Source organism: Streptomyces sp. NPDC029296 (genome assembly GCF_055569255.1).
The window spans coordinates 44,742-63,900 of record NZ_JBVHXT010000020.1 but is presented as its reverse complement, the minus strand read 5'-3'; the positions used below and the strand labels follow the sequence as shown (position 1 = coordinate 63,900).

The following is a 19,159-nucleotide window of genomic DNA, read 5'->3' as shown; positions in this document are numbered from 1 at the left end:
ACGAAGGTCCCCTACCTGGGGACAGGTTTCTACGCGGCAGGCCATCCTCAGGGAGAGCGGGACACAGTGTCCCGGCCCCGGGGGGGGGGGGGGGGGGGCGGGCGGGGGCCCCCCCCCCCCGCCGTCGTTCAGGCTCCCGCCGCCCGCGCGAACAGTTCGTGCAGCGGCACCGGGGGCAGCAGCCGGGTGAACGGGCCGTACACGGCCTTGCCCGCCCGGACCGCGCCGTGGGTGACGAGCTTGCCGCCCTCCACGGGCAGATGGGGTGCCTCCAGGGTCTCCCAGGTGCCGGGGGCGAAGGCCGTGCGTCCGGCGCGGGGCCGCCGTCCGGTCTCCACCGCGCCGGCCGCCACCAGTTCCGCCTGCGCCGCCTTGTGCCGGGCGGCCGTCCAGCCGTTCCAGCGGCGGACGTCGCGGTCCGTCGGCCGGGCGAGCGCGCACAGCTGGAGGTACAGCGCGGCGGCGTCCGCCCCCACGCCGAGCCGCCCGGCGACCTCGGCGACCAGGCCGGGGACGCTGAGCGCGGGATTGGCCTCGTAGCCGCCGGCGGGCACGGGGGTGCCGGCGGCGCGGGCCGCCATCCGGGCGACGCCGTCGAGCAGCGTCCGGATCCGGGTCACCTCCCGCCCGAGCCGGGGCAGGTCCAGCCGGTCGGCCAGGTCCAGGGCCCGGGCCGTCCGTGCCGGGTCCGCGAGGGCGGCCGTGCGCAGGAACACGTCCCCGCCGGGCACGGCGACCACGAGCGTCCCGTCGTCCACCGCCGTGGGCGCCGCCGTGGCAGTGTCCGGCAGCGGCTCGGGGCGCGCGAGCACGCCGCCCGCGCAGGGCCGGAAGGCCGGGTCCCCGGCGACCGCGCGGGCCAGTGCCGGGAGCGCCGGCAGTTCGACCAGGGTGTCCGGCGCCGCGAACCAGGCGCGCAGGTGCTCGTGCAGCTTCAGGGCCCCCTCGGCCGCCGGGTCGCCGACCGGCCGCTCGGTCAGGGCCCAGGCGATCACGGTCAGCGCCTCGGTGTGCGGGGCCCGGTCGGAGCGTATCCACTCCCCGGCCGTGCCGTCCGGCCCGGCGCGGTGCAGGTGGAGCCGGCCGCCCCGGTCGGCGGCCAGCACGCGTCCGCCCCAGGCGGACGGCGGTCGGCCCGCGGGCAGGGCGCGGGCCCAGTCGGCGCCCAGACCGAGGTCCGTCTCCAGGGCGTCGGCCAGTTCCTCGTCGACGTAGGGGCGGGTGCCGAGCCGCTGCGCCCAGACCTCGGCCATGCGCTCGGCGGCCCGGACCGGGCCGTCCGCCGTCCACAGGTCGGCCGGATCCTCCGGGAGCCCGGCGGCGAGCAGGGCGCGCCGGCCGTCGGGGCCGAGCCGGTGGCAGAAGGCGTCGTACTCCCCGGCCGTGGTCTTGTTCGCCTTGTACGGCTTGGAGCGCAGCATCCTGGTGTGCTCGTCGTGCCCCGCGCGCCGGGGCAGGCCGGCGAGGGCCAGCGTGGCGACGGGGCGCCGCACGCCGGTGCGCCGGCAGAAGACGGCGAGCGCCTCCGCGGTCAGCGGGACCGGTCCGTGCTGTTCGGCCAGTTCCAGGAGGCGGGTGAGCCGGGCGGCGTCGTCCCGGGTGATCGTGACCGTCCGCTCCTCCTCGGTGCGGGCGGGGGCCGGGCCGGCGGCCGGCTGCACGAAGCGGCGCAGTCCACCGCGGTCGGGGCCGGCCGCCGCGCCGGGTGCGGCGGCCAGGGCCTCCTGCGGGGCCCGGCCGGTGCGCCAGGTGCCGCCGGGCCGGGCGAAGGGCTGCTCGCTCCAGGTCCGCAGCAGCGCGTTCAGCGCGGTGCGTTCGTCCGAGGGCGTGGTCTCGACGGCGGCCCGCCAGGCGACGGCGTCGATGTCGCCGAGCAGCACCTGCCATTCGGCGGGGCGCCCGGGCGGGGCGAGGGCGCGGGTCTCGTCGTCGATCTCGCCGCGCAGGAAGCGGCCGTCGGCGGCGAGGGCGGTGAGAGTGCCGCAGTGCCGTTCGGGTGCGTGGGTCTCGTAGGCGCGCAGGTCGGGCAGCAGTCCCGCCAGGGCGGGGACGAGCGCCGTGTCCGGGCTGTCGGCGGGCAGGGTGACGACCGGTCCGGAGCGCATGATGCCGACGCGGCGGGAGAGGTCTTCGCGGCGGCGCAGGATGCCGGCGGCGAGCCGGGCCGCGCGCATCACGCCGTCGCGCACCCGGCGGTGGCCGACGTCGGGCAGCAGCCGGGCGACCCGGTCGCGGAGCGTGCCGTCGTCCGGGGTGGCGAGGGCGGCGTCGAGGAGGGCCCGCACGGTCGGGGCGGAGACGGTGCGCAGCGCCTTGGAGGAGCGTGCGTCCCGGGGGGTGAGGAAGTGCCAGAACGCGGGCGGGGGCACGGGTCCGGCCTGCTCGCCGAGGGTGGGCGGACGGTCGCGGTCGCGGTCGGCGGGCGGGACGAAGCCGTGCGCCTGCCACAGCAGGGAGTTGTCCGCGGCGGCGTGGCAGCGGACGGTGGTCTCGCCGACGGTGACGGCGTCCTCGCCGCCCTCGGGGAGGCCGAGGACACCCCAGGGGTGGCGGCCGAAGCGGCGGCTGCGGAAGCGGGCGGTGCGGCCGTCGACGGATTCCAGCAGGAATTCGGTCGGCGACGGGCCCTGGTAGGGGGTGCGGTTCAGGACGCGGCAGCCGACGAGCCGTCCGTCCTGGCCGAGCGGGGAGGGCGGGGCGTCCTCGGGGAGCACCGCGAGGTACTGGCCGCCCTCGAACTCCTCCATGCCGGGCGGGACGTCCCGGTCGCGGTGGAAGTCCGGCAGGGGACGGTCGGCCGCGGGCGCGCCGGTCGCGGGGTCGTACGGAGTCCAGTTGCCGCGGGTGTGGAACACCTGGGCGCTGTAGAGGCGGCGGCCGTCGCTCAGCTGGAAGTCGTGGTGGCCGATGCCCGCGCGTCCGCCCGGCCGCAGTACCCGCTGCCCGTCGAACCGGCCGCCGCGGTCCGAGGTCTCGAACTGGTAGCCGAACCCGCCCTGGATCAGTCCGCCGTACGGCCGCAGACCGTACCCGTCCTCGGGGGTGAACACCTCCTGTGGCCGGCCGGACCAGTACGCCCGGGCACCGGTGTGGCGGTCGCCGGAGTGCCAGCTGACGAGGAACTGGCCGCCGGCGTAGTGGACGGTGTGCTCGGTCGCCTCGTCCGGCACCCGGAAGGCGCAGGTCGCGCGGGTGCCGGTGGGGTCGACGGCCACGGCACGGTCGGCGCCGTAGACGGTCAGGACGGGCCAGGTGCAGGTCACGCGGAGGGAGTCGGCCGGGTCGAAGCCGGCGAGGGCCGAGTCCAGGGCGGGCCAGCCCAGTTCCTCGGGCAGCCCGGCGCGCAGGGCGCGGGCCAGCGGGCCGGTGAGGTCCAGGTCCGCCAGTGCCTCCTCGATGCCGTCCAGGGCGGTGGCGGTGGGCCGGTCGAGCAGCCCGGCCAGTTCGGTGACCGCCTCGTCGGCCGCGGCGAGCCCGCCGCCGCGCAGCTCGCCGAGCAGGCCCTCGACGCGGGCGTGCACCTCGCTGGCGATTCCGGCGTTCTCCGGGAGCCGGGTGATCGCCGTGCCGGTGCCGCGCAGCCCCTCGTGCACCGTGCCCTCCAGGCGGCGGCCGAAGACGGGGTGGGCGGCCAGGGCCGACAGATCGCGGCGCGAGCGGTCGGCCCAGAACGTCAGCTCCACCGCGTCGCCGGGGTCCGCCACCTCGATGCCCTCGGCGAGGCAGGCGTCCAGCAGGTCGGCGTCCAGGGCCGGCCAGCGGTACCGGTCCTCGTGGATCACCACCGGGGTGCCGGCGGCGCGCAGCCGGGGGGCGAACCGGGTGACGATCTCGAAGAGTTCGGCGGGCACGGGCTGGCTCGTCACACCGCCGTAGGCCACCCTCTGGTGCCGGTACGTGCGCGTGTACCGGTTCAGCCAGCCGGCCGGGCCGTCCTGGGGATCGAGGTGCCCGGCCGCCACCGCGTCCACGATGCCGCCGCGCAGCAGCAGCCGCAGCCAGGCCGCCGCGTCCTTGCGGGAGTCGGGGAACAGGTCGAGCAGCGCGGCCTGGACGCCGAGGCCCTGGGGGTGGTCGCCGAGCGGGCCCGCGGCGGCCTCCAGCAGGGCGTCCGGGACCGCCTTGCCGCGCGCGGCGCCGAGGACGTGGCCGAGGACCCGGGCGTCTTCCTCGGTGCCGAGGCCGGCGGCGCGGGCGGACGCGGCCACGCGGCGGGCGAGGTCGGCGGGGAGGTCCCCGGGGGAGGCGGCCCAGGCGGTGAGCACCCGCACGTACTCCTCGTGCGCCTCGGCGGGCTCCAGGTGCCCGGCCAGCCAGCGCTGATGCTCGCTCAGTTCCTTCGCCGGCAGGGCGCCCCGGGCCGCGAGGAACAGCGCGTTGGCCCTCCGCCAGCCCGGGTCGACGGGCAGCGCGTGCTCCTGCTCCGCCTTGCGGGCCAGGGTGTAGGCCTTGGCGGCGGCACCGCCGGGATAGCCCAGCAGGCGGTGCGCCGCCGTGTCCCAGAACCAGGGCAGGTGGGCCGGCGGCAGCCCGCTCGCCGACCGCCGCAGCCGCTCCAGGCAGCGTCCCATCTTCGGGTACGCCGCCGACACCGCCGCCGCCGTCTCGTCGAGCAGGGCGACGGCGGCGCTCCCGGCGTCCGGGTCGTGGGCCGCGACCCAGATCGCGTAGGTCGTGGACCGGTGGGATTCGGCGGGCAGCAGGTCGTGAGTGAGCATGCGGCGATCTTGGCACGAGGGTCCGACAGCCGTCCGGGCCTGTGGACAACCGCCGGGAGCGGTCCGCCCGGCCCTGTGGACATTCGGGGTCCTTCTCCGGGGTTGCACCGGGAAAACCCCGACCGGCCCCGGGAAAAGGCGCCCTGACGCTCCATCGGCACGCCGGACCGCCCGGAGCGGGAAGGCCCGGCGGGCCGGACGACGACGGCCGAGGAATCCCGGCGGCCCGGTCAGCGGCGGACGAGGTCGCGGCCCGCGGTCACGGCCAGCGCCGCGGTCAGCAGGACGAGGGCCGCCGTCTGGCCGAGGCCGCCGAGGCGGCAGCGCACGGCGAGCGCGGCGATGCCGGCCACCTCGCCGAGCGTGGGCCGGCTCTGGTCCTGGGTGTCGCGGTCGAGGCCCCAGAGGTAGGTGTCGAGCATCTCCTCCTCCCGTTCCCGCCGGTAGTAGGCGGGAAGGAGGCGCAGGACGGCGCGGTAGCGGGCTTCGAGCAGCGTGGTCATGCGTAGCCTCCCGCGAGTCCGGGCGTGGTGGGGGGTTCGAGGCCGGCCGGGTCCTCGGCGGCGGGACGGGCCGGGGCGTCGGCGCGGCGGCCCTCGGCGATGCGCCGCTTGGCGGCTCCCGCCCCGGCGGCCATCCGCTCGGCCTCGGCGTCGAGGGCCGTCACGCCCTCGCCGGTGAGCCGGTAGTAGCGGCGCAGCCGGCCCTGCCGGACCTCTTCCCGGTCCAGCACGATCAGGCCGTCCGCGGTGAGCCGGTCCAGCACGCCGTACAGCGTGCCGACCCGCAGCCGGACCTCCCCGTCGGACAGCTCCTCCACCTCCCGCAGGATGCCGTAGCCGTGCCGGGGCCGGTCGGCGAGCGCCGTGAGGACGAAGAACGCCGCCCGGGTCATGCTCTTCGCTGTCATGGACCCAAGATATATCGGCAGCCGATATATCTCGCGTCGGGGTGGGTGAGAACAGGCCGGGGACCACCTGTGCGGGTGTACCGGTGCGCCGCCCCAACCCGGCGTACGCCGTGCCGCGTCCAGGCGTACGGCGCGCACCGGTACGACCGGCGTGCTCCCGGGCGACGCGCGGGGTACGGACCCCGCGGCCCTCTCCTCCCGCCGAGCGGTGATACTGGGAGGCGCACCCGCCCCCATCAGCAGATTGGCTCATGTCGAACTCCGCCACCGACCACGCCACCGTCCCGCCGACCCTCTGGGCGGTGCGGGGCCGTCACACCGGTCCCGCCCCCGAGGAGGTCGTCCGCCGCACCCTGCGCCGGCACAAGGAGAGCGGGGACATCGACGACTTCGCCGAGCCGCCCGCGGCCGGGGATCCCGGCCGCCGGGTCTTCGAGGCCCGGTGGCGGGCCGGGGGCGCGGTGACCGTGCGGGCCCGGCTGGCCCTCGCACCGCGGCAGGACCGCCCGCAGGGGCACGCGTGGCGGCTGGTCGCGGAGGCGGAGCGGCCGTGGGACGACGCGTGGCCCTCGCCCGCGACCCTGTTCTGGCCCGACAGCGGCTTTGGCGAGGACGACGACGGCTCCTGGGACCACCACCCCACGGTCCCCGGACTGCGCTTCCGGCACGTCAACGCGCTGCCCGAGGACGACAAGGAGATGCGCCGCCGGCTGCGGGACGCGGCCCGGGAGGCGTGGTGCGTCCATGTCGTCGTGCACGAGGCGATGACGCCCGACGAGCGGGGCCGGCTGCCGCTGACCGGACTGTTCCCGCCCGGTCTGCGGCACCGCGTGATCGAGCACCGGGCCGCGCCACAGCAGCTGCGCGGGGTCAACTGGGCACTGAAGGACCTCGGCGTCGAGGTGCCCCGCGGCGGTGCGGTGCTGCTGCCCCCGGACCCGGCCCCGGCGGACTACGACGGCCGCGAGCACAGTGTGCGCACCGTCTTCCTGGACGGTTCCGAACCGGCCGGGCTCATCGCGGTGCTGCGGCGCTTCCTCGCCCTGCCCCGCCCCCTGTCCCCGGACGCCGCCGAGGCGCTGGCGGACCTGCGCGAGAACTGGACCCTCATGACCCTCCAAGAGCAGCTGGAACGCGAGCGGCGGCTGGTCGCGATGTACGCCGACGCGCTGGAGGCCATGACGAAGTCCCGGGACCTGTACAAGCAGGCCGCCGAGCAGGCGCTGGAGGCCCTGGCCGCCTATCGTGACGTCCCCGCGCCCGCCCTGCCCGAGCAGCGGCCCGGCCCCCGGACGCCGGGCGCGCTGCAGCAGCTGACGCGGACCTTCGAGCGGCTGAAACTCACCGCGTGGGGCCGGCCGCAGCCGGAACCCGCCACGGTGACCGACACCCACGCGGCCGACGGCACCGGCGCACCGGACGACACCCCGGTGCCCGGGGACGAGAAGCCGTCCTGACCGCTCCCGGCGGCCGGACAAGGAGCCCCCATGAACACGACCCACACCGTTGTGCTGATCGCGGCCTGCGTCGGCGTGGCGCTGCTCGCCGTCGCCGTCGCCCTGCTGGTGCGGCTGGTACGGACCCGGCGGACGCTGCGCCGGGCGGGGCTGCCGACGGGCCCCCGGTGGGTGTTCTGGGGCGCGGTCGCCTACCTGCTGCTGCCCACCGACCTGCTGCCCGACCCGGTGTACCTGGACGACATCGGCGTCCTGCTGCTCGCCCTGCGCAGCCTGCCGCTGCCACGCCGGACACCCGAGGTGTGACGCGCCGCACCCCCCGCGGGTACCGCTCCCCCTCGTCCACGGTCCGGCCGTCCGGCGCTCCCCCCGCGCCGGTGACCACTGCCGGCCACGCACCCGGCGCCCCCGTACCCTCCCGCCCACCGGAGCTCCGGCTCCCCCGGTCGGGCGTCGGCGCCCCGGGTGACGGCCTCGCCTGACGGCGCCGGGCAGTGTAGACATGGGCACATGGTGCGACTGCCCGGCCGGTCCGCTCGCCGGCCGCCCCGAACGTTCGGGCACCCGCGCGCACCGCACGGTCCGCCGCGCCCGGCACCGGACGCGGGCGGCGACCGGCCCGGGGTGCTCCGGCCGGCGGTGACCGGACGCAGCGTGGCCGGCCAGGTGTTCGTCCTGCAAGTGGTGATCGTGCTGCTGCTGGTCGTCTCGGCGGTGGTGGCCCAGGTGCTCCAGGTCCGGCACGACACCGACGTCGAGGCCGCGGGCCGTTCCCTCGCCGTGGCCGAGACCTTCGCCAACGCGCCGGGCACGGCCGAGGCCCTGCGCTCCCCCGATCCCACGGCCGTGCTCCAGCCGCGCGCGGAGGCCGCCCGTACGGCCACCGGCGTGGACTTCGTCGTGGTGATGGACACGCACGGCATCCGCTACACGCACCCCAAGACCGACCGCATCGGCAAGAAGTTCGTCGGCACGATCGCGCCTGCCCTGGCCGGCCGGACGGTCACCGAGCACATCCGCGGCACCATCGGCCCGCTGGTGCAGGTCGTGGTGCCGGTGCGGGACCCGGCGGGCAAGGTGGTGGGGCTGGTGTCCGCCGGGATCACCACCGCGCACGTGGGCGGCACCGCCGACCGGCAGCTGCCGCTGCTGCTCGCCGCGGCCGCCGCCGCGCTCGCGCTGGCGACGGCGGGCACGGCCCTGGTCAGCAGACGGCTGCTGCGCCAGACGCACGGGCTCGGGCCGTACGAGATGACCCGGATGTACGAGCACCACGACGCGGTCCTGCACGCGGTCCGCGAGGGCGTGCTGATCGTCGGCGGGGACGGCCGGCTGCTGCTCGCCAACGACGAGGCCCACCGGCTGCTCGGCCTGCCCGCGGACGCCGAGCGGCGGCACGTGCGGGAGCTGGGCCTGGACGACGAGACGGCGGACCTGCTGGCCTCCGGGCGGGTGGCCACCGACGAGGTGCACCTGGTCAAGGACCGTCTGCTGGCGATCAACCAGCGGCCCACGGACCTGCGCGGCGGTCCGGCCGGCAGCGTCACCACGCTGCGCGACTCCACCGAACTGCGCGCCCTGTCGGGCCGCGCGGAGGTGGCCCGGGAACGGCTGAACATGCTCTACGACGCCGGGGTGGGCATCGGCACCAGCCTGGACGTGTCGCGGACCGCCGAGGAACTGGCGGGGCTGGCGGTGCCCCGGTTCGCGGACTTCGCCACCGTGGACCTGTTCGACGCGGTGCTGGGCGGGGAGGAGCCCCGGCCGGGCACGGCACTGCGCCGCACGGCCTGCGCGGGGGTGCGCGAGGACGCTCCGCTGTACCCGCTCGGCGAGCGGATCCGGTTCGTGCCCACCTCGCCCCAGTCCCGCGCGCTGACCACCGGGCAGTCGGTCGTGGTGGAGCGGCTGCGCAAGGCGCCCGGCTGGCGGGCGCAGGACCTGGAGCGCACCGACCAGGTGCTGGACTACGGCATCCACTCGCTGATCACCGTGCCGCTGCGGGCCGGCAGCCTGGTGCTGGGCGTGGCGAACTTCTGGCGGGCGGAGAAGCCGCAGCCGTTCGACGCCGAGGAGGTGTCCCTGGCGGAGGAGCTGGTGGCGCGGGCGGCGGTGTCCATCGACAACGCCCGCCGGTACACCCGTGAGCACAGCATGGCCGTCACCCTCCAGCGCAGCCTGCTGCCGCGGTCCCTGCCCGAGCAGGGCGCCCTGGAGATCGCCTACCGCTATCTGCCGGCCCAGGCCGGGGTCGGCGGCGACTGGTTCGACGTGCTGCCGCTGTCGGGGGCCCGGGTGGCGCTCGTCGTCGGGGACGTGGTGGGGCACGGGCTGCACGCGGCGGCGACGATGGGCCGGCTGCGGACGGCCGTGCACAATTTCTCGGCGCTCGACCTGCCGCCGGACGAACTCCTCGGCCTGCTGGACGAGCTGGTGGGGCGGCTCGACCAGGACGAGACCGCGGTGGCGGGCGGGGCCGTGGTGACGGGCGCGACCTGCCTGTACGCGATCTACGACCCGGTGTCCCGGCGGTGCACCCTGGCCCGGGCCGGCCATCCGCCGCCCGCGCTGGTGCGCCCGGACGGCACGGTGGAGTTCCCGGAGGTACCCGCGGGTCCGCCGCTGGGCCTGGGCGGGCTGCCGTTCGAGACGGCGGAGCTGGAGCTGGCGGAGGGCAGCCGGCTGGTGCTGTACACCGACGGTCTGGTGGAGGACCGGGAGCGGGACATCGACGAGGGGCTCGCCCTGCTGGGCGACGCCCTGCGCCGGACGCCGGACGCCTCCGCGGAGGAGACCTGCCGGGCGGTGCTGGACCGGCTGCCGGCCAGGCCGAGCGACGACGTGGCGCTGATCGTGGCCCGCACCCGGGTGCTGGACGGGGACCGGGTCGCGCAGTGGCAGGTGCCGACCGATCCGGCGGCGGTGGCGCGGGTGCGGTCCTCGGTGACCGGGCGGCTGGCCGACTGGGGCCTTCAGGAGCTGGCGTTCACGACGGAGCTGATCCTGAGCGAGCTGGTCACCAACGCCATCCGCTACGGGCGCGGCCCGATCGGGGTACGGCTGCTGCGCGACCGCACGCTGATCTGCGAGGTCTCCGACCGCAGCACCACCTCGCCGCATCTGCGGTACGCGGCGAGCACCGACGAGGGCGGCCGGGGCCTGTTCCTGGTCGCGCAGCTCGCCGAACGCTGGGGTACCCGGTACACCCCGCACGGCAAGGTGATCTGGGCGGAACAGCCGCTGCCGTGAGGCGCGGAGAGCTGTCCGGGCGGGGTCCCGGGGACGGCGAGGGCCCGGCGGACGACACCGCCGCCTCCACCGCGTTCGCCACGGCCGTGGCCGGCGCGTGGCCGCGCGGTGACCGCGTGCGGGTGCGGTCCGCCGGGCCCGTCCCGGGTTCCCCGGTACGCCCGGGCGAAGACGCCGTCAGCCGCCGCCGAGGCGGGAGCGCAGGAGCTGCTTGCCCAGTTCGGCGCCCTTGCGGCTGTCGGACTGGGCCTTGCGGAACAGCTCCGCGACCTCGTTGTCCTTGTCCCGTTCGGCGTCCTGGACGTACTGCTCCAGCCGCAGGGCGTTGCTCAGGCACGCCTCGACGTACCAGATGAGGTTGTAGTCCTTGTCCCGGGTGCCGGTGACGTCGCCGGTCTCGCTGGTGCTGGTCATGCGGGGTCTCCTCCCTCTGTCGAGACTCGGGGCGATTCCGCTGTGGGAGCCCCCGGGTACCCGTGCGGCCTGCGGGCACACCGGGCGATCCCGGCCGGGTGCCGTCACTCGTCGATCACGGCGCCGAAGCGGGACGCGTGCGCCGCGGCGCCGAGGTCGGCCGCGCCGTAGGACCAGGAGCCCTCGGCGAGCGGGCCGTCGCCGCTCGCCGGGAGCAGCCAGACGGCGCCGTCGCCGGCGTTCTCGCCGGGGGCGGCGGCCAGCAGTTCGGCGCGGCCGTCGCCGTCGGTGTCCACGAGGCGGACCTGCGTGCCCCAGGCGTCGTCGGCCTCGGCGGTGCCGGGGACGTGGGCGGTGTTCTGGTCGAAGGAGCGGGCGTTGGTGCCGGTGAGGCCGGTGCGGGAGCCGCGCAGCAGCCAGACGGCGCCGGCGTCGGCGACGGTGCCGACGTCCTCGCCGGGCGCGCCGACCGCCACGTCCGCGTAGCCGTCGCCGTCCACGTCGGCGGCGGACAGGTCGGCGCCCCACGCGTCGCCCTGTTCGGCGGTGCCGGGGACGCCCGGGGAGTTCTGCGACCACCACTGCGGGGCGGTGCCGGGGCCCTGGGTGCCGGCCGGGCCGTCCGCGCCGCCGTAGTAGACGCCGACCAGGCCGCCGGGGGCGTCCGCGTCGCCGCCGGTCTCGTCGGCGGCGCCGAGCTGGCCGAGGACGAGGTCGTCGTAGCCGTCGCCGTCGAGGTCGCCGGAGGCGGAGCCGAGACCGCCGTGCAGGTCGCGCCGGTAGGCGAGGCCCTCGGGGCCGCCCGCGTAGTACGCCGACCAGCCCTTGGTGTAGTCGTCGTCGGGGCTGTAGCCGGAGACGACCAGGTCGGCGAAGCCGTCGCGGTCGTAGTCGCCGGTGGTGACGTAGCCGGGCTGGAGCCGGTGACCGGTGGAGTGCGGGGCGCCGACCCGCCGCAGGACGCCCGCGTGCCAGGTGAACGCGGTGAGGCCGACGTTCTGGTCGACGGCCGCCAGCTGGTCGGAGTCGACGTCGCCGGTGAACCGGGCGGCGGCCACCGCGAGGCCGAAGCGGGCGCCGGCGGTGGGCCGGGCGGCGGTGACCGAGGCGTTCGGTCCGGCGCCGAGGCCCTGCTGCGAGCCGTACAGGACGGTGACCCGGCCGGCGTCGGCGACGGTGCCCTCGTCCTCGCCGGGCGCGCCGATCACCGCGTCGTCGTAGCCGTCGCCGTCCAGGTCGCCGGTGGCGACGGCCTGGCCGAAGTCGTCCCAGGACTCGGAGGTGCCGGGCACGCCCCGGGTGGACTGGCTGATGACCTTCACCCGCCCCCTGGGGACGGTGGTGGCGCTGCCGATGCCGTTCGGGGCGCCGTACTGCACGGTGACGTAGCCGGCGCCCTCCTTGCCGTCGACGGTGCCCTCGGGAACGCCGGTGAGCAGGTCGGTGTAGCCGTCGCCGTCGAAGTCGCTGTTGCGGTCGGCGGCCGAGGTACCGCCGGGGACGCCCGCGAACGCGGCCGCCGCGGCGAGGACGCCGGCCGAGGCCAGCAGCAGGAAGGAGGCCGCCGCGACGGCGGCGGAGCCCGCGGTGCGGCGCGTGTTGATGGTCATGTCCCTTACCCCCGGAGGTGAGTGATGGTCCGTCAGCCGAGTGGTCGGTGCCGGTGCAGGGTTCGACCCGGCGGGGGCGGGGGTGGTTGTGAGGCGCGGACCGGCTGTGACACGGCGGTGACAGCCGTTGCCGCGCCGGGACGAACGGCCGGTTCAGCCGAGCGCGCGGTCCAGGTTGAACGCGGCGCTGATCAGGGACAGATGGGTGAACGCCTGCGGGAAGTTGCCCTGTTGCTCGCCGGTGCGGCCGATCTCCTCGGCGTACAGGCCGAGGTGGTTGGCGTAGGTGAGCATCTTCTCGAAGGCCAGCCGCGCCTCGTCGAGCCGGCCGGCCCGGACCAGCGCCTCGACGTACCAGAACGAGCAGATGGAGAAGGTGCCCTCGTCGCCGCGGAGGCCGTCGGGGCTGACCTTGGGGTCGTAGCGGTAGACGAGGGAGTCGGAGACGAGGTCCTCGGTGAGGGCGTCCAGGGTGGACAGCCACTTGGGGTCGGTGGGGGCGATGAACTTGGCGAGGGGCATCATCAGCACGGAGGCGTCGAGGACGTCGGCGCCCTCGTACTGGACGAAGGCGCCCCGGCGTTCGGACCAGCCGCGGTCCATGATCCGCCGGTAGACGGCGTCCCGGGCCTGGCGCCAGCGGCGGTGGTCGGCGGGCAGGCCGCGGTGGTTGGCGAGGCGGATGGCCCGTTCGATGGCGACCCAGCACATCAGCCGCGAGTACAGGAAGGTCTTGCGTCCGCCGCGGGTCTCCCAGACGCCCTCGTCGGGCTGGTCCCAGTGATCGCACAGCCAGTCGACGAGGTGGCACAGGTCGTCCCACTGCCCGCTGGAGATGGGCTGGGCCCACTTGTCGTAGAGGTAGACGGAGTCGATCAGCGCGCCGTAGATGTCCAGCTGGAGCTGGTCGGCGGCGGCGTTGCCGACCCGGACCGGCGCGGAGCCGAGGTGTCCCTCCAGGTGGGGCAGCTCGCGTTCGGGCAGGTCGGCGCGGCCGTCGATGCCGTACATGACCTGAAGCGGGCCCGAGGCGGCGCCGTCGCCGGGGCTGATGTGCGTGGTCAGGAACCTCATGAAGGCCTCGGCCTCGCCACTGAACCCGAGCCGGAGCAGGGCGTAGACGGCGAAGGCGGCGTCGCGGACCCACACATAGCGGTAGTCCCAGTTGCGTTCGCCGCCGAGCTGCTCGGGCAGGCTGGTGGTGGGCGCGGCGACGATGGCGCCGGTGGGAGCGTAGGTGAGCAGTTTCAGGGTGAGCGCCGAGCGGTGCACCATCTCGCGCCAGCGGCCCCGGTAGCGGGACTGGTGCAGCCACCGGCGCCAGTAGGCCACGGTGGCGTTGAACTCGTGCTCCGCCTCGGCGTGGGCGCAGCCGCGGGGCGGCACCCGCGCGCCGAGCTGGTCGAGGGCGAACACCGCCGTCTCGCCCTCGCCCAGCTTGAACTCGGCCCACGCGTCCCGGCCGTCGCTCTCCATGCCGACGGTCGAGGTGAGCGCCAGGGACAGGGCGGGGGACTCGAAGAAGACCATGCCGTCCACGGTGCGCAGGGTGTGCGGGGCGGCGCCGTAGTCGAAGCGCGGGGCGATCAGGGCGCGGAAGGGGACGGTGCCGCGGACGCACACCACGCGCCGGATCAGCCGGTGCCGGGTCACCTCCAGGGTCTCGTCGCAGCCGACCGGCATGAAGTCCTGCACCTCGCCGACACCCTCGTCGGTGAAGAAGCGGGTGATCAGCACGTTGGTGTCGGGGAAGTAGAACTGCTTGGTGCGCGCGGGCACGGCGGCGGCCAGTTCGTAGCGTCCGCCGCGCTCGGCGTCGAGGATCGCCGCGAAGACGCTCGGGGAGTCGAAGGAGGGGCAGCAGTACCAGTCGATCGTGCCGTCGGTGCCGACCAGGGCGACGCTGCGCAGATCGCCGATGAGGCCGTGGTCGGCGATGGGCAGGTAGCGGGGCCGGGGCCCGGGGGTGTCCTCGGCGAACGGCGTCGCGGCCATCGGCGGCCTCCCGGTGAGCGATTGCGGTGCGTTGTCCCCGTCTGCGGGTGTCACGGGTGTCCGCCGGCGCCTTCCCGGCCGCCGGGTGCCTTCCCCGGCCGCGGGACGGGTCCCGGCCGATGTCGTCGTCCCGCACACGGGATGTTCTCCAGCTTAGGAGCGAGTGGTTTCGCGTGGCGCGGGAACGCGCTCCGCACCCGCTCCACGGCGTCCTCCGGATGCAGGGTGCGCCGGGGCGGGCAATGGTGAGAGTGTGCCCCGTTCGGAGGCACCGGCACGGATGCGGTCATCCGGACCGAGGAGGAGGCATCATGTCGGCATCCACACCCGAAGAGTCCCGTGCGTCGGACGACGTCTGCACCCCGGACGCCCTGCTCCACTCCGCGCCCCCCGGGGACGTCTCCCCGGAGGACCTGGTGATGGCGGCGGGCAGGGACGTCACACCGAAGACCCTCGACTGGGCGCGTCGCAAGCTGGAGTCGGAGGGCCCGGCGGCCATCGAGAGGCTGCTGCCCTAGGGCGGTCCGGGGTTTCGACGCGAGAGGGACGGGCCGGCGGGCCGGGTGCGAGTGGCGCCCGGCCCGCGCTGTCCGGCGAACCGGCGCCGCCGCAGACGGTCGCTTCCGTGGACAGGGGCGGAGATCGAAACGGGAGGGCGCCGGGTTCTCGGCACCGCTGCCGCAGGTGACGCGCCCGCGCGCGGAGGGCGGGGGTGGTGGCCGGGCTCCGCACGCACCTGCACCGGGACCACGCGGAGGCCACCGCCCCCGCCCGCGCCCTGCTTCCCGGCGCGCCGGTCCTGCGCCCCGGGTCACTCGGCGGCGACGACCACGAAAATCCCGGGCTGCTCAAGGCCGACGGCGAAGTCGGCGCGCGGAATCCGCCCCGGCGCACGATGGCGTCCGGGGGGACGACCACCATCGGGCCGCTCACCATCGCCGCCGTGCCCTCGGGCGACGACATCGGCGACCCGCAGGTCTCGTGGATCGTCGAGGCCGGCGGCAAGGGCGTGATCCACCTGGGCGGCAGCATGTTCCACGGCTACTGGTGGCGTGCCGCGCACCGGTACGGCCCGTTCGACGCCGTCCTGACCCCCTTCGCCGGACCGCCCTGTGCTTCCCGCACTGCGTGCCGCCGCGCCCGTGCCCCGGCGCCCTGGGCGTCCGGCAGGCAGCCGTGGCCGTGCGGCTGCTCGGGGCGGGGGCCGTACTGCCGGTCCACTGCGACGGCTTCCCCATCGACGGCGTCCACCACACGGAGCCCGCGGAGCTGTCCCGCCTTCTCGACGCGGCGGCCGACGGACGGTGACGTCCGCGCCGGACGGCCGGTGGGCTCAGGGTTCCCGCTCGACCACGTGGACCGCCGCCTCCTCGGCGCCCGCCGCTCCGCCGTCGATGCCGACGTCGCGGGCGACCTCTTCCTTGGTGGTGTCGGTGTGGGTGCCCTCGTCCGGGGCGACCAGGCGGCCCGCGCGGGAGGTGCCGGCCTCGGGGTCGAGGGGTTCGCCCTCGCCGCCGGGCAGGTCGCCGATCTCGTCGCCGGGCGGCGCCGTGACGTCCGGGACCTCCTGGCCGAGGCGTTCGTCCAGGGTCTCCCCCTCGTGCTGCTCGGCGGCGGTGGTGCCGTGCTTGGTGACGCCCAGGGGCCGCTCGGGCGGGGAGTAGCCCTCGTCGAGGATGTCGTCGTAGGTGCGCTCGCCGACCGCGTCCTGCAGGTCCAGCGGTCCGGCGTCCTCCTGTTCCTCGTTGCTGCCGGTCGGCTGGTAGGCGTCGTCCGCCATGGGGGTCTGCTCGGACTGCTGGTCGCTCATGGTCGCCTCCTGAGGATTTTCACGGGCTGTCCCGGTCCGCGTTTCCCCCGGCCGGAGCCTTAATCCCGTGGACATCCCGTCGGCATCCCGTCGGCCGTCGGTCCCGGCGGCCGGCCGCCTTGCCGGGCATCGGTCACGCCGCGCATCGGTCACGCCGGAGATCGGCCTCGCCGGCCCTGATCCGCTCCTGCCGCGTCGGGAGCCGCGGACGCGGTGCCGGGGCCGGGCGGGTGGGCCCGGCCCGAGCGGGGAGGAGGCGGAGCCGGATCAGGGGCGGCCGCCGGGGAGGAGGGTCCCGCGGGCACCCCCCACCCTGGCGCCATCCTTCCGTACTTGCAATTCATATGCAGGTAGTATGCAGGTAAAGGAGACCACCGGGCTTCCCCGTGGGGAGGGAAAGAGGACCGGGGAGAACTGTCGGCCGTCACAGGTCCTTGCGCCGCACCAGCACCCCGAGCACCAGCAGACCGGGCAGCAGCGGCAGCCAGACCGTGAGCAGCCGGTAGCCGAGCACCGCGGATGCCGCGCCGGCGCCGGGGGTGCCGGCGGCGGTCAGGGCGAGGGCCAGCGCGGCGTCCAGCGAGCCGAGCCCGCCCGGGGTGGGCAGCAGGGCGGCGGCGCTGCTCGCGGCGACGTACAGCAGCGCCACCTGGAGCGGGGCGAGCGGCAGGCCGACGGCCCGGGTGACGGCGATGAGGACCAGCGCGTGCAGCACGGCGAAGGCCAGGGAGCCGCCCCACAGGGCCGCCGCGCGGGCCGGGCGGGCGTGCAGGGCGCGGATGTCGGCGACGACGGTGGCGAGCACCCGCCGGCACCGCGACCACCAGGGCATGAGCAGCAACAGCACGAGCAGGACGGCCACACCCGCGGCGGCGGCGACCGTGACCGGGGACGGCCGGGGCAGCCGCAGCAGCCCGGGGCAGGCCGGGGCGAGCAGGGCGATCAGCGCCAGGCGGACGACGGCGCCTGCGGCGGCCTTGACGGCGAGCGCGCCGGCCGCACGCCCGGCGGGCAGCCCGCAGCGCATCAGGAAGCGCAGGTTCACCGCGCCCGCGCCGATCCCCGCGGGCAGCAGGTGGTTGGCGGCGGAGGCGGCGAACTGGGCGGCGAGCAGCCGGGGGCCGGGCAGCCGCCGCACGACGGCGCCCTGCTGGGCGAGCGCGGAGGCCGCCCAGGTGCCCACGGCCGCCACCGCGCCGGTCAGCAGCCAGCCGTGGTCGGCGACCGCCAGCCGCCCGGCCCCGCTCTCCACCGCGGGCCAGTGCCGGCGGGCCAGGTAGAGCGCGCCGAGGAGCACGGCGAGGCAGCCGACGGCGTGCCAGTAGGCGCGCCGTCGGCCGAGGGCGGTGGTGAGGCCGGCCGGCGAGGTCATGAGCCGGCGCCCGGGACGACGTAGTACAGCCGGACCGCGCCGACGGCCGCGGAGGTCCAGCCGCGGGCGTAGCCGGGCGGCGTGGCCCCGGGCGGCACCAGCGCGGCGACCGGGATCCGCCGGGCGGCGCGGGTGAGGGCGTCCCGGGTGGTGCCGGCGTTGGGTCCGGCGGTCGCGGCCGAGGCGCAGCCGGCGGCGAACGCGACCGGGATGGCCTCGTGCCCGGTGAGCAGGCAGGGCGGGCGGACGCCCCGGCGGTGCAGTTCCGCCACGGTGCGGGCCCATGCCTCGCGCGCGCTGACGGTGTGGTCGGTCGTCCGCACGGCCACGGCAGCCTGCGCCGCGAGGTGCGCGGCGAGTCCGGCACAGACCAGCCACCTGACCGGCGGGCGCCGGGTGGCCAGGAGTCGGGCGAGGGCGTCGGCGAGCGGCACGGCCAGCAGGGCGTAGGCGGGCAGCAGGAAGCGGGGCGCCGCGTAGCCGATCAGGAACAGATAGGGGAAGGCGGCGGTCGCCGCGCAGCCGAGCGGCAGCAGGGTGGCCGCCGGGCGCCGGGCGCGGAGGGCTACGGCCACGGCGAGCGCGGCGAGCAGGGGCAGGGCGAACCACCACAGGGTCAGCAGGGGGTGCGGCAGCGCGCCGGCGCACGGCCGGCACAGCGTCCGGCCGCCCAGGGCGCGCAGTTGGTCCACGACGGCGAGGTGCCAGCCGAGGCCGCCCTGGATCGCCGAGCCGTCGGCCAGCCGGCGGGTCAGGCCGCCGTAGCTCGTGTACGCCTCGACCACCCACTCGGCGGCGCCTGCGGCGAGCCCGGCCGACAGCGCGAGCAGCGGCCCCCGCCGACGGCGCACCAGACCGACGGCGCACAGGGGCAGGGCCGCCCAGACCGCGTCCACCGGTCGCATCCACGCCATCAGCGCCGCTCCGCCCGCCAGGCCCCACAGGGCCGCCCGGTCGGCGCGGGCGTGCGCGAAGCAGCCGACGGCGGCCAGGGCGCCGAGGGCGACCCAGAGGTTGGGCATGGCCTGCGGGCCGTAGAAGAGGGTCACCCACAGGGAGGCGAACAGGCCGCCGGCCAGGGCGAGGACGCGGACGGGGAACAGTCCGCGCCAGGCGCGCAGGGCCCAGAACAGGGCGAGGCCGGACAGCGGGGCGAGGTAGAGCCGCAGCAGCGCGGTGGACGACGACCAGGACGCCACGGGGGCGACCAGCAGCGAGACGCCGCGTGCGCGGGGGGCGCTGAAGAAGGCGGCAGGGGCGTGGCCGCTGACCTGGCTGACGTACACCGTCTCGTCCCAGCCGAGTCCCATGCCGGGCGGCACGAGCAGGAGTTGGGCCAGGGTGAAGGCGGCGGCGACGGCCGCGAGCGGCCAGGCGGTACGAGCGGGGCCGGAGCGCGCCCGGCGGGAGCGCGCGTGGCTCACCGCGTCGAGTGTCGCGTGCCCGCTGTCGGCCATGACCACCCCTCGCGTCCCTACGGGTCGTGGGGTCCACTGTCCCCCGCCGCCCCTCGGGCGCCGGGAGGCGGGCGGGGAAAACGCGACCGGACCGACGCGGATCACCCGGCCGTGCCCGGCGGGCAGGGCCATCCGGCCGACGGCCCTACGCGCCGCGCGGCGCGGGG

General features: G+C 76.5%; 14 protein-coding genes and 1 pseudogene. 6 read left to right on the top strand and 9 right to left on the bottom strand.

The annotated features are described in order from the left end of the window. Window positions 1–128: 128 nt before the first annotated feature. The 3 genes from ACZ4W9_RS19120 to ACZ4W9_RS19110 form a co-directional block, all read right to left on the bottom strand. On the bottom strand, window positions 129–4,718 hold the full coding sequence (locus ACZ4W9_RS19120; protein ID WP_467937136.1) for a hypothetical protein: 4,590 nt from the start codon (window positions 4,716–4,718) through the stop codon (window positions 129–131). A gap of 230 nt (window positions 4,719–4,948) precedes the next feature. Then, window positions 4,949–5,221, bottom strand: a complete 273-nt coding sequence (locus ACZ4W9_RS19115; RefSeq protein ID WP_467937134.1) for a hypothetical protein — start codon at window positions 5,219–5,221, stop codon at window positions 4,949–4,951. Next, the gene (locus ACZ4W9_RS19110; protein ID WP_467937132.1) at window positions 5,218–5,628 is read right to left on the bottom strand and encodes a PadR family transcriptional regulator; all 411 of its coding nucleotides are present in this window, start codon (window positions 5,626–5,628) and stop codon (window positions 5,218–5,220) included. Before ACZ4W9_RS19110 ends, ACZ4W9_RS19115 begins: the two co-directional genes overlap by 4 nt. Before the next feature lie 251 nt (window positions 5,629–5,879). Between ACZ4W9_RS19110 and ACZ4W9_RS19105 the strand changes: the two genes are divergently transcribed. The 3 genes from ACZ4W9_RS19105 to ACZ4W9_RS19095 all read left to right on the top strand — a co-directional run bounded on the left by ACZ4W9_RS19105 (window position 5,880) and on the right by ACZ4W9_RS19095 (window position 10,334). Next, window positions 5,880–7,085, top strand: coding sequence for a hypothetical protein (locus tag ACZ4W9_RS19105; protein WP_467937130.1), 1,206 nt, complete (start codon window positions 5,880–5,882; stop codon window positions 7,083–7,085). Between the two features lie 30 nt (window positions 7,086–7,115). Continuing rightward, window positions 7,116–7,391, top strand: coding sequence for a DUF1232 domain-containing protein (locus ACZ4W9_RS19100; protein ID WP_467937128.1), 276 nt, complete (start codon window positions 7,116–7,118; stop codon window positions 7,389–7,391). A 204-nt stretch (window positions 7,392–7,595) separates the two neighbouring features. Continuing rightward, window positions 7,596–10,334, top strand: a complete 2,739-nt coding sequence (locus tag ACZ4W9_RS19095) for a SpoIIE family protein phosphatase (protein WP_467937126.1) — start codon at window positions 7,596–7,598, stop codon at window positions 10,332–10,334. Between the two features lie 177 nt (window positions 10,335–10,511). On the opposite strand, the gene ACZ4W9_RS19090 is transcribed toward ACZ4W9_RS19095, so the two are convergent. The 3 genes from ACZ4W9_RS19090 to ACZ4W9_RS19080 form a co-directional block, all read right to left on the bottom strand. Further along, complete coding sequence (locus ACZ4W9_RS19090; RefSeq protein ID WP_467937124.1) at window positions 10,512–10,748, bottom strand: hypothetical protein; 237 nt, start codon at window positions 10,746–10,748, stop codon at window positions 10,512–10,514. A 104-nt stretch (window positions 10,749–10,852) separates the two neighbouring features. Next, window positions 10,853–12,358, bottom strand: a complete 1,506-nt coding sequence (locus tag ACZ4W9_RS19085; protein ID WP_467937122.1) for an FG-GAP repeat protein — start codon at window positions 12,356–12,358, stop codon at window positions 10,853–10,855. A 153-nt stretch (window positions 12,359–12,511) separates the two neighbouring features. Continuing rightward, the gene (locus tag ACZ4W9_RS19080; RefSeq protein WP_467937120.1) at window positions 12,512–14,353 is read right to left on the bottom strand and encodes a glycoside hydrolase family 15 protein; all 1,842 of its coding nucleotides are present in this window, start codon (window positions 14,351–14,353) and stop codon (window positions 12,512–12,514) included. A 311-nt stretch (window positions 14,354–14,664) separates the two neighbouring features. Between ACZ4W9_RS19080 and ACZ4W9_RS19075 the strand changes: the two genes are divergently transcribed. From ACZ4W9_RS19075 to ACZ4W9_RS19065, 3 genes and pseudogenes are all read left to right on the top strand, one after another. Further along, window positions 14,665–14,871: a hypothetical protein gene (locus ACZ4W9_RS19075; protein WP_467937118.1), complete on the top strand. Its 207-nt coding sequence runs from the start codon at window positions 14,665–14,667 to the stop codon at window positions 14,869–14,871. A gap of 194 nt (window positions 14,872–15,065) precedes the next feature. Beyond that, window positions 15,066–15,389 (top strand): annotated as a pseudogene (locus ACZ4W9_RS19070) (MBL fold metallo-hydrolase); the annotation flags it as partial. A gap of 92 nt (window positions 15,390–15,481) precedes the next feature. Then, window positions 15,482–15,661 carry a hypothetical protein gene (locus ACZ4W9_RS19065; protein WP_467937116.1) on the top strand — a complete coding sequence of 60 codons (180 nt, stop codon included), beginning with the start codon at window positions 15,482–15,484 and terminating at the stop codon, window positions 15,659–15,661. Window positions 15,662–15,686: 25 nt separating this feature from the next. On the opposite strand, the gene ACZ4W9_RS19060 is transcribed toward ACZ4W9_RS19065, so the two are convergent. The 3 genes from ACZ4W9_RS19060 to ACZ4W9_RS19050 all read right to left on the bottom strand — a co-directional run bounded on the left by ACZ4W9_RS19060 (window position 15,687) and on the right by ACZ4W9_RS19050 (window position 18,992). Then, window positions 15,687–16,163 carry a DUF5709 domain-containing protein gene (locus tag ACZ4W9_RS19060; protein WP_467937114.1) on the bottom strand — a complete coding sequence of 159 codons (477 nt, stop codon included), beginning with the start codon at window positions 16,161–16,163 and terminating at the stop codon, window positions 15,687–15,689. Between the two features lie 424 nt (window positions 16,164–16,587). Further along, on the bottom strand, window positions 16,588–17,535 hold the full coding sequence (locus tag ACZ4W9_RS19055; RefSeq protein ID WP_467937112.1) for a lysylphosphatidylglycerol synthase domain-containing protein: 948 nt from the start codon (window positions 17,533–17,535) through the stop codon (window positions 16,588–16,590). Then, window positions 17,532–18,992: a hypothetical protein gene (locus tag ACZ4W9_RS19050; RefSeq protein ID WP_467937110.1), complete on the bottom strand. Its 1,461-nt coding sequence runs from the start codon at window positions 18,990–18,992 to the stop codon at window positions 17,532–17,534. The genes ACZ4W9_RS19055 and ACZ4W9_RS19050 overlap by 4 nt, the downstream gene beginning before the upstream one ends. Between the last annotated feature and the right edge of the window lie 167 nt (window positions 18,993–19,159).